14 protein-coding genes are annotated in these 15,278 nt (G+C 69.2%); 6 read left to right on the forward strand and 8 right to left on the reverse strand.

What is annotated here, in order from left to right; genetic code table 11:
* Positions 1-129 precede the first annotated feature (129 nt).
* The 3 genes from OCT49_RS00305 to OCT49_RS00315 all read right to left on the reverse strand — a co-directional run bounded on the left by OCT49_RS00305 (position 130) and on the right by OCT49_RS00315 (position 4,054).
* On the reverse strand, positions 130-336 hold the full coding sequence (locus OCT49_RS00305; protein WP_283849859.1) for a hypothetical protein: 207 nt from the start codon (positions 334-336) through the stop codon (positions 130-132).
* Between the two features lie 1,275 nt (positions 337-1,611).
* On the reverse strand, positions 1,612-2,583 hold the full coding sequence (locus OCT49_RS00310) for an alpha/beta hydrolase (RefSeq protein ID WP_283849860.1): 972 nt from the start codon (positions 2,581-2,583) through the stop codon (positions 1,612-1,614).
* A gap of 706 nt (positions 2,584-3,289) precedes the next feature.
* On the reverse strand, positions 3,290-4,054 hold the full coding sequence (locus OCT49_RS00315) for an IclR family transcriptional regulator (protein WP_283849861.1): 765 nt from the start codon (positions 4,052-4,054) through the stop codon (positions 3,290-3,292).
* Between the two features lie 183 nt (positions 4,055-4,237).
* On the opposite strand from OCT49_RS00315, the gene OCT49_RS00320 reads away from it, so the two are divergent.
* From OCT49_RS00320 to OCT49_RS00340, 5 genes are all read left to right on the forward strand, one after another.
* Complete coding sequence (locus tag OCT49_RS00320; RefSeq protein ID WP_283849862.1) at positions 4,238-4,675, forward strand: YqfO family protein; 438 nt, start codon at positions 4,238-4,240, stop codon at positions 4,673-4,675.
* Between the two features lie 267 nt (positions 4,676-4,942).
* Entirely contained in the window at positions 4,943-6,325 is a 1,383-nt protein-coding gene (locus OCT49_RS00325) for an amino acid permease (RefSeq protein ID WP_283849863.1), read from the forward strand.
* The gene (locus tag OCT49_RS00330) at positions 6,322-6,981 is read left to right on the forward strand and encodes an HAD hydrolase-like protein (RefSeq protein ID WP_283849864.1); all 660 of its coding nucleotides are present in this window, start codon (positions 6,322-6,324) and stop codon (positions 6,979-6,981) included. The genes OCT49_RS00325 and OCT49_RS00330 overlap by 4 nt, the downstream gene beginning before the upstream one ends.
* A 111-nt stretch (positions 6,982-7,092) precedes the next feature.
* On the forward strand, positions 7,093-7,866 hold the full coding sequence (locus tag OCT49_RS00335; RefSeq protein WP_283849865.1) for a cyclase family protein: 774 nt from the start codon (positions 7,093-7,095) through the stop codon (positions 7,864-7,866).
* 88 nt (positions 7,867-7,954) lie between these two features.
* Positions 7,955-8,395 (forward strand): Lrp/AsnC family transcriptional regulator, encoded by a 441-nt coding sequence (locus OCT49_RS00340; protein WP_283849866.1) that lies wholly within the window; start codon positions 7,955-7,957, stop codon positions 8,393-8,395.
* A gap of 112 nt (positions 8,396-8,507) precedes the next feature.
* Here OCT49_RS00340 and OCT49_RS00345 read toward each other — a convergent pair whose 3' ends face one another.
* The 3 genes from OCT49_RS00345 to OCT49_RS00355 are packed head-to-tail and all read right to left on the reverse strand — an operon-like array spanning position 8,508 to position 12,521.
* Positions 8,508-9,887, reverse strand: a complete 1,380-nt coding sequence (locus OCT49_RS00345; RefSeq protein ID WP_283849867.1) for an aspartate ammonia-lyase — start codon at positions 9,885-9,887, stop codon at positions 8,508-8,510.
* Positions 9,884-11,308 carry an aldehyde dehydrogenase family protein gene (locus tag OCT49_RS00350; protein WP_283849868.1) on the reverse strand — a complete coding sequence of 475 codons (1,425 nt, stop codon included), beginning with the start codon at positions 11,306-11,308 and terminating at the stop codon, positions 9,884-9,886. The genes OCT49_RS00345 and OCT49_RS00350 overlap by 4 nt, the downstream gene beginning before the upstream one ends.
* The gene (locus OCT49_RS00355; RefSeq protein WP_283849869.1) at positions 11,301-12,521 is read right to left on the reverse strand and encodes a homoserine dehydrogenase; all 1,221 of its coding nucleotides are present in this window, start codon (positions 12,519-12,521) and stop codon (positions 11,301-11,303) included. The genes OCT49_RS00350 and OCT49_RS00355 overlap by 8 nt, the downstream gene beginning before the upstream one ends.
* 42 nt (positions 12,522-12,563) lie before the next feature.
* On the opposite strand from OCT49_RS00355, the gene OCT49_RS00360 reads away from it, so the two are divergent.
* Entirely contained in the window at positions 12,564-13,439 is an 876-nt protein-coding gene (locus tag OCT49_RS00360) for an IclR family transcriptional regulator domain-containing protein (RefSeq protein ID WP_283849870.1), read from the forward strand.
* 549 nt (positions 13,440-13,988) lie between these two features.
* On the opposite strand, the gene OCT49_RS00365 is transcribed toward OCT49_RS00360, so the two are convergent.
* Both OCT49_RS00365 and OCT49_RS00370 read right to left on the reverse strand, forming a co-directional pair.
* The gene (locus OCT49_RS00365; protein ID WP_283849871.1) at positions 13,989-14,387 is read right to left on the reverse strand and encodes a hypothetical protein; all 399 of its coding nucleotides are present in this window, start codon (positions 14,385-14,387) and stop codon (positions 13,989-13,991) included.
* Positions 14,384-15,229, reverse strand: coding sequence for an IS5 family transposase (locus OCT49_RS00370; protein WP_283849872.1), 846 nt, complete (start codon positions 15,227-15,229; stop codon positions 14,384-14,386). The genes OCT49_RS00365 and OCT49_RS00370 overlap by 4 nt, the downstream gene beginning before the upstream one ends.
* Between the last annotated feature and the right edge of the window lie 49 nt (positions 15,230-15,278).

Below are 15,278 nucleotides of genomic sequence, written 5' to 3' on the forward strand. Positions count from 1 at the left end.
GCTCGAGTGCTGCTTCCTCGGTCGGCGCGGTGTAGACATCCGCGCGGGCGGACGGGGCGCCGTCTTCGCGGCCTGCTCCTCCCCTGCGACAAGTCGGGGCGCGGACGGGATCGTCCGGTACGCCAGGGTCTACCGGGCGGGGTTCTCAGTGGTGCCGGGCGGGGAGGCTCGGGAGCGGACCAGGGTGTCGACGAGTTCCCGCGTGGAGAGCCCTCGCAGCTTGTCCCGCACCGTGGCAGGAGCGGTGACGATGAGGGTCCGGATCTGGTTGATGGTCTGGGTGCGGGCCTTGACCGTGCTCTCGCGGACCACCCGCAGGGCCCGGATCGCCTCCACGATCCCGTTGCGGGTCTTGGGTGTTCCTCCGGCCCGGCCGGACAGAACCGCGGTCGCGGCCCCGGAGGCGTCGATGGGGTCGGACTTGCCGTTGCCCCGCCTTGCGGTCCGGCCGGTCCACCTCGATGACCGTGACCTCGTTCGCGGTGAGGAAGCGCGCGATCTCTGCGCCGTAGATGTCGTAGATCCCGTACGGAATTGCTTTGCCAGGACCTTGCCGGTCCAGGAAGTCATGCGTCTTGACCTGCACGGGCTGACCGATCGGGTGTCTGCCTCAGCCGCCGTACTTCCCCCTCCGTCGCCTGCCAGTCGATCGACAGCCAGCCGGTGGGGTCGTCCTCCGGTCCGCTCACCGCAGCCCGGTGAACCACGGCAGAGTCCTCCGTGGGTGCCGGTGTCGCCATGGTGTCCGATTTGTCCTTCGGTTCGAGCGTTGATGCTCATCGGGTCCTCACAGGCCCACCTGATCCACGTCAGCACCCTTTCGGGTCCGGGCAGTGCCCGTATCCGGCCAGTTGTGCGGGACGGCCAGCGGAGGCGCCGACCACCAGTCCCGGTTTCCTGCTGCCTTTCGGCTGCCGGCCTTGGCTTCTTGGATCATCCTGTGCCCGCTGGGGAGTTGGGCCTTCCTTGCGGTCGGCTTACCGAAGGCGAAGCCTCCGGACCCATCGAGGTTTCCACGTTCCACACGAGCGAGATACGACCGGGGCGGGGCCCCCTTTACTCCGGGACGGCGATGCTCTCCCGGCTGGTAAAGAATCCCCAACCGGCGCCTGCCGCTTCTCAACGGCCAGTCCTGCACCCCGCTGGAACATCCCACCTGCGGAGCCAAAGATCACGAAGCATCATCAGGGGTTCAGTCGCCTTCACCCGTCCGGTCTTCCCCTTGCCTGTGGCCTGCGGATGGAACGCAGGCCCTTGGGCTTCTCCCCCGAGCTCCGCACCGAGCCGTTACCGGCAACGCACGTCGGGGTGGGCACTGGCCCTGAGCACTGGCCGGGAACACGCTGCCGACGTCAGTCGTCGGGCCTCTGACCAGCGCATTCACTCATCTCGTGCAGCATCGTGTCGCACTTCCTCCTTCTTGGTGTCAACGCTGACGACCGGGTCCCCGACGTCGATGTGGCGGCACCAGCCCTCCGCCCGACGCTCCGTACCGGCTGGGGCCCACGGCTCCCAACCCCTGTTGGAGAACGGGCGGCACATGCACGATGCCACCAAACGGGTGGACTTCGCCGGCTGCGAGATGCGGCGACCACCGCGTTTCCTTTCGGATCATCCGATACCACCGATGAAACGCACCTCCGGATACCGGGGTGACGGCCCATCGAGGATCGGGGCGCGACAGCCGCGCAGGTGAAGGTCGAAGTAGGCGAGCAGGAAGTGCCGCTGGACGTCGATACCGCGCGTCCCGTCGAGCGGCCCTATGAACTCGGCCAGCTGCTCGTCGGTCGCTCCGAGCCGCGAGGCGGCCTGCGGCATGAATGTCTCATAGTCCGTGTACGAGAAGTGCCGGGTACCGGTCAGCCGGAGATGGCGACGCCATCCTCGCAGCCGGGGCCAGATCTCCGGCCAGCTCGGCTTGTTGTCCGCGTCCTCGCTCATCAGGAGGAACGGCTTGCGCAGCCCGTTGGCCACCACAGGACCGAAGAGACTGCCGTCGAGGTTCGTGCCTGCCGTGATCGGCACCCCTGCCGCCATCGCCGAGGCGGCGGTCGCACCGCCCAGGGAGTGGCCGAACATACCGACCCCGGCAAGGTCGAGGATGTCACCGAGTCCGTGCGGGAGCGGTCCCCGGCGGTCTCGTACGAACCGCGACAACTCCTCCAGCACGAAACGGGTGTCGGCCACCCGCACGTCTACGGCCTTGAGGATCGTCGGGTCGTCGTCCTCCCCCGTGAGAGGTGGCATCGCGTACTTCTCGACCCGGCCACCGGGGAACTCGACCTGCCCGGCGTCATAAGTGTGGTCGATGGTGACCACGACGTAGCCGTGGCTGACAAGTTCCTCGACCAGCGCCGTGCTGGAACCGCGGTGCTGCCCGTGCCCATGGGAGTAGAGGATCACAGGACGTCGGCCCCCACGCCTGTCCGCTGCCGCGCCGATGCGTGCGTGCGTCTCCGGCAGCGTGACGTACTCGGGGAGGAGGTACCCCGTCTGCTGGAAGACCGCGGCGGCCTGTCCGGCCATCCACGGCGCCCTGGGCAGGCCGGCTGCTGCGTGTGCGGGGTACCAGAGCTGAACCATCAGCTCCCGTACCGGCCGTGTAGCGACCCAGGGGTCTCGGCGGCTGCGGTCGCTGAGATGCAACGCCATGGTGCCCAGGGCATGGGGACCGCTCGGTCGCGGAAGAACGAGCCGTACGGGCGGCTGGACATCACCCGGCGCTCGGCGGGGCATCGCCGCGACGGCAGGGGCGCCGGGGGCGGCGGTCAGAGCGAGTCCCGCTGCGAATGCCGATCCCATGGTGACCATACGTCTCCTGCTGATTCCGGTGATCCTGCGAGTGTTGCTCGGTGAGGATGAGGCTGGACGCGGCATGGCGATCTCCTTCGCAGGTCGTACGCGCGGTGCCCAGGCACGTGGATGCCTACCGAAAGGCTATGAACCGCGCTGCCGACGAACTGCTGCGATTCCTCATCGCTTTCACTGACATTTGTCACTCAGCCGGCCTCGCACGGAAAAGTCCGTGCGTGCGCGCAGCCGTACGCGAGGAGCATGACGGGGCCGCAACCAGCGCCTCCAACGCCATGGTCCTGCTGTCGGTGGCTCCTGCGGCCTCAGGCGCCCACAGTCCCTTCGACACCCTCGCCCAGAAAGTCCACAGCCAGGGGGTGGGTAGTCAGGATCGGTGCAGGCGGGACAGGTGTGCCAGACCTCCGAGGCGTTGTGGTTCACGCAAAGGCGCCACGTGTCGGAGGCCTGAAGGCCTTTGTGGCTGCTTGCAGCCGAGTCAGCGGGTGCTGCGGCCGCGCAGTGCGTCCTGGAGCCAACGGCTCCAGGAGAGGGCCGCCGCCGCGTGGTCATCGGTTCGGGGGGCCAGGCGGACACGCGGTCCCACGACCTGGATCGCGGCGATCACCTCACCGCGGAAGTCGCGTACCGGTGCGGCGATCGAGTACAGGCCGGGTTCGGCCTCCTCGTCGATGACGGAGTAGCCGCGCTCGCGGGTCCCCGCGAGGCGCTGGAGAAAGTCGTCGACGCTGGTGGGGGTGTTGGGTCCGTGGCGTACGAAATCGGTGCGGGCGAGGACCGAGGCGACCTCATCGTCTTCGGCGTCGCACAACAGGGCCTGGCCGCAGTCGCTGCAGTACGCCGGGTAGGGCCGCCCGATCCAGGAGCCGATCTGGTTACTGCCCGGCGGCACCCGTTCCGCAATGGTGACGGTGGCGTCGCCGACGAGTATGCCGAGGTAGCAGCTCTCGCCCGTGTCGGCGGCCAGCCCTTCCAACGCCGTCTGCCCGTCCGTGCGCAGCCGGTGGGCTGTGAGCTCCTGTGCGTCCGCATACAGCCGCCAGTGCAGTGCGAGGGTGCGTGACGCGGCGTCGCGCAGGAGGAATTCCTCCTCGGACATGGCGTTGAGGGTCCGGGACACCTGACTGCGGTCACGTCCCATGTCGCGGGCCAGGTCGCTGATCGAGACGCCGCGGTGGTTGGCAACCGTGCGACCGGCAAGTGCGGACAGTACGTCGAAGCCCCGGCCCACACTCGATTCCATGCGCGGCACTCTACCCGGCGCGGAAACCCCAGCGATCACCTCGGTGATCACCGGCGAACTTTTTTCAAACTGTGCAGCATTCACATCTTGTCGTGCACTTAATGCACGCATAGCATCACGGTCAATCGGAGAAGGGAACTCACACACATGACCCCCGCCACGACGGCATCGGCACTCAATGGCGTGTCCGAACGACCACCCCTCGGGGACATCAAGCTCCGCTCAGTCCGGTCGGTCCGGGTGTACTGGCCGGTCACCGGTGAGACAGTCGCCGCCCTGGGAGCGGGCCACACCGAGACGCTGCGCGACGACGCGGCATTCGGCTCGCTGCTGCAGGTCCTGCGTTCTTCACCGTGCGCGGGCGACTTCGGTGTCTACAGCAACGTCTTCGAGGTGGGTATCGGCGTGGAGGGCTTCACCACGGAGCCGGGCGCCCGCCCGGCCTTCGGCTCCGTCGGCAACAGTTCCCTCTCCCCCACGCTCACCGTCACCGTCCACATCGACGCTCGTACGCCGGACGACGAGGTGTCGCGCGTCCTCGGCCGCATCCTGGATGCCCATCCCTGGGAAGTCCCGGTCGTCGAACTGTCCGCTCCGTTCGACCTCGTCCACCGCGCCTGATTCGACGTCGCAGACCTCATGCGCTCCTCCCGGCCGCGGCGCGCGGGGCCACCCATCCCGCGCGCCGCAGGCCCCACCAGTGGCACCACCCCTTCGCCATGCGTTGCCGTCCCCAGCCGCTGCCACCCAAGGACACCTCATATGTCCCTGCCACTCACGCCGGAAAGCCCCCCGGCGCAGCCGCACACAGCGCCTTCGTCCCCTCCTCGGTCCCCCGCACCGCCCGGATCCCCGTCCGACGCGCCCGGCGAGGCACTGCGCCGCTCCATGACCGCCCGCCACCTCGTCATGATCGCGATGGGCGGCGTCATCGGCTCCGGACTGTTCATCAGTTCCGGCTTCACCATCTCCCAGGCCGGCCCTCTCGGTGCCGTGCTCGCCTACGTCGTCGGCGCGTTCGTCGTCTACCTGGTCATGACCTGCCTCGGCGAACTCGCCGTCATCTACCCCGTCTCGGGCTCCTTCCACATCTACGCCGCCCGCTCCATCAGCCCGGCGACCGGATTCGCCACGGCATGGCTGTACTGGCTCACCTGGGCCGTCGCCCTCGGCTCCGAGTTCACCGCCTGCGGTCTGCTGATGCAGCGCTGGTTCCCCTCGATCAGCGTGTGGGTCTGGTGCGTGGTCTTCGCCGCGGTCGTCTTCGCCGTGAACGCCTTCTCGGCACGGGTCTTCGGTGAGACCGAGTACTGGTTCTCGCTGATCAAGGTCGTCGCCGTGGTCGCCCTCATCGTCCTGGGCGGTGCCGCCCTGGCCGGCTTCCACCCGCTCGCCGACAGCGGCCAGGCATTCCCGTCCCTCTTCGAGAACTTCACCACCGACGGCGGTCTCTTCCCCCACGGCTTCTCGGGCGTCCTGGTCACCGTCCTCGCAGCCTTCTACGCCTTCTCCGGGTCCGAACTCATCGGCGTCGCCGCGGGCGAGACCGCGGACCCTGCTACCGCCGTCCCCAAGGCGCTGCGGGTGACCGTCGTCCGGTTGCTGATCTTCTTCGTCGGTGCCATCACGGTGATCGCCGCGATGATCCCGTACGAGAAGGTCGGTCTCGACGAGAGCCCCTTCGTCACCGTCTTCTCGACCGTCGGCATCCCGTACGCGGCGGACTTGATGAACTTCGTGATCATCACGGCGCTGCTGTCGGCCGGGAACAGCGGACTGTATTCCTGCGCCCGCATGCTGCTCTCCCTGTCGGAAGAAGGACAGGCACCACCGGCACTGCGCCGCCTCAACTCCCGCGGCATCCCCATGACCGCGCTGCTGCTGAGCATGCTGGGCGGCCTCGCCTCCCTGCTCAGCAGCGTGGTCGCGGCGGAGACGGTCTACCTGGTGCTCGTCTCCGTGGCAGGCTTCGCTGCCGTCGGCGTCTGGATGTCCATCGTCGCCTCCCAGTTCCTGCACCGTCGGCAGTTCGTCAAGTCCGGCGGAGACATCAGGACCCTGGCCTACCGGACCCCGTTCTACCCGGTCGTGCCGGTACTCGCCTTCACCCTCTGCCTGGCATCGCTCGTCGGCATCGCCTTCGACCCGGCGCAGGTCACCGCCCTGTACTTCGGCATCCCGTTCGTCGGAGCCTGCTACCTCTATTACCACCTGCGCCACGGGGCCGGGCAGTCGGCCAAGGCGACAAAGACGGAGACGGGATGTTCATGAATCCGACCTGTCTCCTGCTGGACCTCGACGGCACCCTGGTCGACTCGGCGCCGGGCGTCACCGCCAGTGCCGCGGCCGCGCTGCGCAGCGTGGGTGCAGGGGTGCCGGACGAGCCCACCCTGCGCTCCTTCGTCGGACCGCCGATGTACGAGTCCTTCCGGTACGTCGTCGGCCTCGACGAGGAGACGGCGCGGCGGGCCCTGCACACCTACCGGGCCGACTACGCGGAGCACGGTGCCCTCGACAGCTCCCTGTTCACGGGCGTTCCGGAGATGCTTGACGCCCTGGCCGGGCTGGGGATGACGATGGGCGTGGCAACGTCCAAGGTCCAGGACCAGGCCGAACGCATGACCCGGCACCACCGTCTGGACGCTCGTCTGGCTGCAGTCTGCGGCATCGACGAGTCGGCGGGACGGACCACCAAGCGCCAGGTCATCCGGCTCTGCCTCGCTCGGCTGCGTGTACGTGGGGTCGATGTCTCCAGGCCGCTCATGGTCGGCGACCGGGCGTACGACGTGCAGAGCGCGGCGGCCGAGGGGATCCCCGCCGTCCATGTGCGGTGGGGCTACGGCGGCCCCGAAGAGGCCGCGGGTGCCGTCGCGTCCATCGCCGAGCCCTCAGAACTGGCCGACCTGCTGACGAACGATCCGACCTGACGGACCGGGCGTCAGCCTGCGGCCCCTTAAGCAACCCACCACACCGGCCGGCCCGTGCGCGTCGCACGGGTCGGCGCCCGCCCACGCCACAGAAACAAGGTCGAACAGCACATGGACCACTTCCCCGAGCCCCGCCTGTGGGCCGCCCTGCGCGAACTGACCGAGACGTCCGTGCACACGGACCTCACCCACGCCTTCCATCCGGGCCAGCCGCACTTTCCGGCGTTCCCGGACGAGCGCCGCGAGATGCCCTTCGACATGAAGCGCGGCGACGGCTTCAATGTGCACCTCTACACGCTCGTCGGCCAGTGGGGCACCCACGTCGACCCGCCCGTGCACTTCGTGGACGGCGCACGCACGCTGGACGACATTCCCGTCGAGGAGATGCTCCTGCCGCTGGTCGTCCTCGACATCTCCGACCGTGTCGAGGCCGACCCCGACTCCGTGCCCACGCTGGACGACGTGACCGCCTGGGAAGGGCGCAACGGCCGCATACCGGCCGGGGCCTTTGTGGCCCTGCGCACGGGCTGGAGCCGCCGCTGGCCGGCCCCGTCCGCCATGGCCAACCGGGACGAGGCGGGCCTCAGCCACGCGCCGGGCTGGTCGGGCCCGGTACTGCGTCATCTTTTCGAGGAGGTGGGCGTCACCGCCATCGGTCACGAGCAGACCGACACCGACCCCGGTCTGGCTACCTCGGCAGGTGACTTCAGCCTGGAGCGGTATGTCCTGGAGCGCGACCGGTGGCAGATCGAGCTGATGGCCAACCTCGACCGGGTTCCCGAGGCGGGCGCACTGATCGTCGCGACCTGGCCGAAGCCGCAGGGCGGTTCCGGCTTCCCGGCCCGGGTGTTCGCCCTCCACGGGGCGGAGTGCCCTGTCCGATGAGACAGCCGCAGCGGTAACCGATACCCCTCGCCCCGGCGGCCAGCAGGCCGCCGGGGTCCTTTCACGACCAGGACCAGGAGTCGAGGCCATGGACGCCGTCGATGAGAAGATCATCGCTGAACTGACCCGCAACGCCCGCATCACCCACGCCGAACTCGGCCAGCGTGTGCAGTTGTCCAGGAACGCCGTGCGCCAACGGGTGGAACGTCTCGAGCGGCAGGGGCACATCGGCGGCTACACTCTGGTCCGCCCGTCCGGCACGGCGGCCGGAGACCTGGTCCGCGCCCATGTCCTCGTCTACCGGAAGGACCGGATGCGCGGCGGCGACGTCCTCGCGGCGATCAGGCGCATCCCCGAAGTCGTCTCCTGCGACGTGCTGAGCGGCGAGTTCGACCTGCTGGTCAGTCTGGAGGCCCGGTCCCTGGAACGCGTAAGGGGCATCTGGGAGCACATGGCCCAGATGCCCGGTGTACGTGACACGGTCACCACTCTCGTGCTGTCCCGCGTCGTCGACCGCAGCCGGTCCTGAATCGCAGGGCCGAGGGAGCTGCTGCCCCCGGCAGGCCGGCGGGCAGCAGCGGTACGCGGCCTGCCCTGCGGGGCCGGCCGCGTCCCATGCCCCAGGGGCTGCGGGCGTCCTGTCAGACGCCCGCCCGGAGCAATTGCTCGGCGCTGTCACGGTCGAGCAGTCCGCTGTCGACGACCACGTCCAGCACGTCGGCACCGGTGGCCAGTGCCTGCCGGGCGGCCTCGGCCGCTGCCGCGTACCCGATGCGGGGTGTCAGTGCCGTCACCACCCCGACGGACCCTGCGGCCTGCCGCGCCAGTCGCTCCTCGTTGGCGGTGATCCCGACCACACACAGGGTGCGCAGCGTGGCGCAGCCGCGAGTCAGCCACGCGATGTGCTGGAGGAGCAGGTGGCCGATGAGCGGCTCGAAGGCGTTGAGCTGCAACTGCCCGTTGTCGGCGGCCATGGTGATCGCCACGTCGGCCCCGGCCGTGGCGAAGGCGATCTGGTTGACCAGTTCCGGGATCACCGGGTTGACCTTGCCCGGCATGATCGAGGAGCCGGCCTGGCGCGGCGGCAGGTTGATCTCCCCGAGGCCGGACTGCGGGCCGCTGGACAGCAGCCGCAGATCGCTGCAGATCTTCGACAGCTTCACTGCCGTGCGCTTGAGGACCCCGGACGCCTGGAGGAACACACCGGTGTCGGAGGTTGCTTCGACGAGGTCGGACGCCGCCTTCAGGTCCAGCCCGGTCAGTGCCCGCAGATGCCGGACAGCAGCCTGGGCGTATCCGGGTGCCGCGGTGACGCCGGTGCCGACCGCGGTGGCGCCGAGGTTGGTCTCGGCGAGCAGCGGAAGCGTTTCGGCGATGCGGGCCGTGTCCTCGGCCAGAGTGACGCCGAACGCGGCGAACTCCTGGCCGAGTGTCATCGGGACCGCGTCCTGCAACTGGGTGCGGCCCACCTTCACGACATGCCGGAACTCCCTGCCCTTGGCCGTGAACGCCTCGGACAGCAGGCCGAGTTCAACGGAGAGGTCGGCGAGAGCCGCACTCACGGCGATCTTCAGGGCCGTCGGGTAGACATCGTTGGTCGACTGGCATCGGTTGACATCGTCGAGCGGGTGGAGGACGTCGTACTGTCCACGGGCACAACCCAGGCGTTCCAGGGCGAGGTTGGCGATGACCTCGTTGGCGTTCATGTTGGTGCTGGTGCCGGCACCGCCCTGGACGACGTCCACGACGAACTCCTCGTGGTAGCGACCCCATTCGATTTCGGCGCACGCCTCGGCGATGGCCCGTGCCTTGCGCGGCTCCAGCGCACCGACCTCCTCATTGGCCATGGCCGCCGCGTGCTTCACGGCGGCCATGGCCCGCACCAGGTGCGGATGGGAGGCCGCGGGGACACCGCTGATCCGGAAGTTCTCCAGAGCGCGGGCGGTGTGCACGCCCCAGTACGCCGCCTGGGGGATCTCCACCTCGCCCAGCGAGTCGGACTCGATGCGGAAGCCGCTCACCGGCCGTCGCCCGTCCCGTTGAAGCAGACGACCTTGGGCTGGGTCATCTCCTCGTAGGCGAACCGCACCCCCTCACGGCCCATGCTGCCGTACTTGAAGCCGCCGAAGGGCATCGCGTCGAAGCGGTAGTCGGAGGAGTCGTTGACCATGACGCCTCCGGCGTCCAGCCGCCGGGCAGCCGCCAGGGCACGGTCCAGCCGGGTGGTGAAGATACCGGCGTGGAGGCTGAACTCGATCTCGTTGGCCCGCTCGACGGCCTCCCCGAACGAGTCGAAGGGCTGGAGGACGACGACGGGTGCGAACGCCTCGTCCTGCCACACCGCAGCCGTGCCCGGGACGTCCTCCAGGACCGTCGGGGCATAGACACTGCCGTCGAGCCGATTGCCGCACAGCAGAGTCGCCCCCTGCTCGAGCGCCGCGTCGACACGGGCCTTGGCAGCGGCCGCCGAGCCGGCTGTGATCATCGGCCCTACGTCCGTACGCTCGTCTGTCGGGTCGCCCGCTCTCAGCCGCAGTGTCCGCGCGACGAAGGCGTCCCGGAAGGCCGCATACACCTGGCGGGCGACAAGGATCCGCTGGACGCCGATACAGTTCTGGCCGGCCGCCCAGAAGGCGCCGGACACACAGCCCTCCACGGCGGCGTCCAGGTCCGCGTCCTCCATGACGATCACGGGCGCGTTGCCGCCGAGATCCATCGCGAGTTTCTTCAGTCCCGCCGAGCGGGCGATCGCCTCACCGGTGCGGAAACCGCCGGTGAAGGACACCATCCGCACGTCGCGCGAAGCAACGAGGGCCGCACCCAGCTCGGGCCCGCCGTTGACGACGGTCACGACCTCCTCGGGCAGACCGGCCTCGACCAGGGTGTCGACCAGGCGCAGCGCCGACAGCGGGGTCAGCGCGGACGGTTTGAGCACCACCGCGTTGCCGCCCGCGACGGCGGGCCCCAGCTTGTGAGCGACCAGGTTCAGCGGATCGTTGTACGGGGTGACGGCGGCGATGATCCCCAGCGGCTCCCGGGTGAACCACCCCTGGCGGTCCTCGGAGCCCTCGTACGCGTCGAAGGGCACCACCTCACCGGCGTTGCGCCGGGCCTCGGCGGCCGACAGACGCAGGGTATTGACCGCGCGGGCGGTCTCCTTGCGGGCCTGGACGAGGGTCTTCCCCGCCTCACTCACGATCAGCCGGGCGAAAGACTCGGCGCGTTCCTCCACCAGCCGGGCCGCGCCGTCGATGACCTTGGCCCGGGCGGCCCGCGACATGGCCCGCGCAGTGGCTCGGCCGTCACGGGCCCGCAGCATCACGGCTTCCAGGGCGTCTGCGGGGACGGCACAGACCGAGCCGATCGTCTCGCCGGTGTAGGGGTTGAGCACAGGCGCCATGTCGCCGAGGTGCAGCGCGGTGTTGATCACGGTCTCAGACACGGTTCGTCTCCTCCAGCTCACGTGCACTGTCCACCGGCGCGCCGGCGCGTGTCCCGCCGGTGGCTCCCTGGGTTCGGGTGGCGCGGTCGTTGCGGCTCTCATGGATGCTGATGATGTCCGACAGCAGGGCGTACGCGGTCTCCGTGCGCCCCGCGCCGGGCCCGGAGACCGTGACGGTTCCCAGCAGGTCGGTGTGGAAGGCCACCGCGTTCACCGCTCCTGAGGTCCCGGCCAGCGGGTGGCTGTCCGGCAGCGCCACGGGGGCGACGCGCGCATCCACGGTGCCGTCGGGGCGCCGGGTCGCCGATCCGACCAGTTTCCAGCGCAGTCCTTCGGCCGCGGCTGCCTCTATATCCTCGGCGGTGATGCCGGAGATGCCTTCACAGGGCACGTCGGCGCGCTTCAGTTCCGCGCCCAGCACCTCACCGGCCAGGATCATGACCTTCAGCTGGACGTCATGCCCCTCCACGTCGGCGGTGGGGTCGGCCTCCGCGTATCCCAGCGCCTGGGCCTCGGCCACCGCGTCGGCGAAGTCCATGCCGCTCTCCAGCCGGCCGAGGATGTAGTTGGACGTGCCGTTCATGACGCCCTCGACGGCCGACACCCGCAGCCCCCCGAACATCCGCCGCGCCGTGCGCAGCACGGGCGTGCCGCTGAGCACTGATCCCTCGCACTCGAAGGCGACGTCATGACGTCGGGCCAGTTCCTTCAGCTCACGCCCGTGCAGTGCCACCGGACCCTTGTTGGTGGTACAGACGTGCTTACCGGCCTCCAGCGCCCATCGCACGTGCGACAGGGCGGGCTGACCGTCCTCGGGATTGGTGAAGGTCGCCTCGGCGACGATGTCGGCCGGGACCTCCCGGATCACCCACTCGTTGCGGGGATCAGGGCTGCCGCCCGCCATGCGGGAGAAGTCCAGTTCGCTGGGCGTGGCCGCGAGCAGCGGAGCCAGCTCGATGCCGTCGGCGCGCACCAGCGAACCGGCACGCAGATCGGTGATGGCCACCACGCGCAGACCGAACCCCAGTTCGACGGCAAGTGCGTCGCCCCGCTCGGTGATCAATTCGGCAAGCGCGCGGTTGACACCGCCGAATCCGATGAGGGCGAGGTCGTATCGGGTCATCTGGTTCTCCTTCACGTGGACCCTGTGCGTGCTGAACAGCGTCGCGCCCGGGGCGGTTATCCAGACCGTGCCGATGCGGCCGAAGCTCATGACGATCCGCTCCTGCGACGAGCGGATCGCTATAGTGCCGACGTGACAGCATTCGGCCCCGACAAGCGATCCGAGCGGTCCGCGCAGGGCGGCGACTCCCCTGACCGGCCCGGTCCCGGAGGATCTGGGCCGTCCGGGTGCGGCCGGCCGGGCAGGAGCTCCGGGAACTCCACGGCCTCGTCGCTGCGCGCCGGGCTGCGCCTCGTCAACGCCGTAATCGACCGCGAGCGGTCCGGGCGCACCGGGTTCAACGTCAGCAGGCTCGCCGACGAGATGGGCCTGGAGCGGAGCAAGGCCTCACGGATGACGCAGGAGCTGTGCGACAAGGGCTTCCTCGAACGCCGCGAGGACTCCACTCTGCGCGCCGCCCACGAGTTCTTCGCCCTGGCGGCCTCCCTCAACCCCGGTCTGCTGCACAGCAGCCGGGCAATTCTGCGCCGCCTCGCGATCCGGCACGGGGCCGGCGCCCGGCTGTCCGTCCGGGACGGTGTCCTCGTACGTCTGCTGCGTGCCGAGTCCTCGCCCGGCACGGCCGACCAGTGGCTGACCAGGGCGACGCTGGTGACCCCCTGCTGGTGTACGGGGGCGGGACGCGCACTGTTGTGGGACCACACCGAAGAGGAGATCGCCATGCTGCTGGCGGGTTACGAACTGATCGGTGTCGGCGGCCCCAACGCCGCCCACTCGGCAGCCGAGGTCGCCCGGGCCAACGCACGCGACGCGCCCGGAGGTCTGGTCACCGCGCACGGGGAGTTCGAGCACGGCATCACCGAGTACGCCGCGCCCGTGCGCGACGCCCGGGGCCAGGTCTTCGCCGCCGTCGCCGTCCTGGGGCGGCAGAACGACCTCGCCCCGCACGAGGAACTGGTCCGCACCGATCTGACGGCAGCGGCGGCCGAGTTGGGGAACCTGTCCTGACCAGGCCCGCGTAGCAACGGCCTCTCGAAGTCCGCCCGCTCCTGGCCGGTTCTCATTCTCGCCGCCGTGCCCCGCCCACGGTCGGCCGGAACCACGTCGGTTGCAGTTCGTCAGTGCCCCCGTCCGGCGGGACACGGTTGGTTGACTCTGAGCTGAACCGGATGTTGTAGCGGCCCTGAAGCCAGGCGTGATCGCCTCGGCGGATGGGAGAACACAGGTCCGATGCGTGCACCAAGGAAGTACCCCAATACCACGAAGCCAAGGGCTGTCCCGTAATCCCCGGTGGATCAGCGCGCGGCGTCAGATGCGGTGCATCGCAAGGCGGAGGAGCGTCCGCACACTGGATGTATTCGGACGTTCCGACAACGCGGCGAGGAGTGGGGCCTCCCCTGCTCGAGCGCAGCCGAGAGCTTGGGGAAGTAGCTGTCTTCGCGCGCCCGCCGGGGATTACGGGACAGCCCTTGGTGCTGGATTCCTTAGTGGGCGGTTCGTGAGTTGATGTCCGTTTCGAAGTGAGGCTTGGGGTAGGGGTGCTGGCCGCGGGGCCGGCTACTGCTGCCGGGCAAACCAGCCGGTGTCGGCTTCGGTGAGGATGCCGAGTTTGACTAGGCGCTTCAGCTTGGCCCGGGTGCCTTCGACGTTCTTCGGCAGCAGTTCATGGCCAAGGGCCTGGCAGACATCCTTGGCCCGCAGGGGGCCGGTCGCCTCGTTGAAGGCGGCGAGGATGCGCGGGTAGTCCGGGTGCTCTGGCAGTTCAGGCGGGGATGCAGGGAGCCGGTCGGCAAGGCCGGTGACGGTCCTGCGGGTGATCACGAGGTGCTCGAGGTGTGTCTCGGCTTCCCGTAGCCGGGTCTGCAGGTCGTCGATCTGCGTGCGCAGGTCGTCGGCCAGGGCCCGGGCGGCGTCTTCCTGCAGGTCCAGTGCCTCAAGGAGGGGGCGAATGTTCACGCGCTCACTGCCTCTTCGCGCCAGGTGGAGGTGCTCGTGCCGGTGAGACGGCGGATCATGACATGGGACATCGCCCAGTAGATGCGGGAGGCGGACGAGGCGGTGCGGTGCTCGTAGTCACGGACCAGTCGCCGGTGGAGTATCAGGATTCCGTAGGTCTGCTCGACCCTCCACCGCTTCGGCTGCGGCAGGAATCCCCGGTATCCGGGCTCGCGTTCGACGATCTCGACGTCGATGCCCAGGGCGGCGCCGTGTTCGACGACCTGGTTCTTGAAGCCCTGGTCGACCAGGGCTTTGCGGACGGTGTCGCCGGTGTGCTCGGCGACCTGGTCCAGTAGGACGATGCCCGCGGTGTTGTCGTGGGTGTTCGCGGCGAGGACGACGACCGCGATGACCAGGCCGAGGACGTCCACGGCCACGCCGCGCTTGCGGCCCGGCACCCGCTTGGCCGGATCGTAGCCGGTCGTGGCGGCGGGGACCCCGACGGCCGCGTGGACACTCTGGGTGTCCAGTACCACCAGGGTCGGGTCCTCTAATCGTCGGGCGCGTTCACGGACCTGACAGCGCAGGAGTTCATGGATGACCTGGTCGGTTCCGTCGTCCCGCCAGGCGGCGAAGTAGTAGTACGTCGCGCTCTTCTGCGGCAGATCGTGCGGGAGGTAGGCCCATTGGCAGCCGGTCCGCCCCTGGTAGAGGATCGCGTTCACGATCTCCCGCATGTCGTAAGCGCCCTGATGACCGCTGACCGAGCGGTGCCGGTCCTTCCATGCGGTGATCACCGGCTCGATCAACGACCACTGCTCGTCCGATAAGTCGCTGGGGTACGGCTTGCGTTCACTCATCCCGCCAACCCCAGCAGACCCCGCACCACGGACCCACGGGTTCCGCCCC

The sequence above is a fragment of the Streptomyces sp. ML-6 genome, from assembly GCF_030116705.1.
GTDB lineage: Bacteria > Actinomycetota > Actinomycetes > Streptomycetales > Streptomycetaceae > Streptomyces.

What these genes read in the sequence shown, in the direction of transcription:
- OCT49_RS00325 (WP_283849863.1), top strand. Translation starts at nt 4,943, where the DNA reads ATGACCGCCCGCCACCTCGTCATGATCGCGATGGGCGGCGTCATCGGC.
- OCT49_RS00315 (WP_283849861.1), bottom strand. Translation starts at nt 4,054, where the DNA reads ATGGAATCGAGTGTGGGCCGGGGCTTCGACGTACTGTCCGCACTTGCC.
- OCT49_RS00370 (WP_283849872.1), bottom strand. Translation starts at nt 15,229, where the DNA reads ATGAGTGAACGCAAGCCGTACCCCAGCGACTTATCGGACGAGCAGTGG.
- OCT49_RS00355 (WP_283849869.1), bottom strand. Translation starts at nt 12,521, where the DNA reads ATGAGCTTCGGCCGCATCGGCACGGTCTGGATAACCGCCCCGGGCGCG.
- OCT49_RS00330 (WP_283849864.1), top strand. Translation starts at nt 6,322, where the DNA reads ATGAATCCGACCTGTCTCCTGCTGGACCTCGACGGCACCCTGGTCGAC.
- OCT49_RS00310 (WP_283849860.1), bottom strand. Translation starts at nt 2,583, where the DNA reads ATGGTTCAGCTCTGGTACCCCGCACACGCAGCAGCCGGCCTGCCCAGG.
- OCT49_RS00340 (WP_283849866.1), top strand. Translation starts at nt 7,955, where the DNA reads ATGGACGCCGTCGATGAGAAGATCATCGCTGAACTGACCCGCAACGCC.
- OCT49_RS00335 (WP_283849865.1), top strand. Translation starts at nt 7,093, where the DNA reads ATGGACCACTTCCCCGAGCCCCGCCTGTGGGCCGCCCTGCGCGAACTG.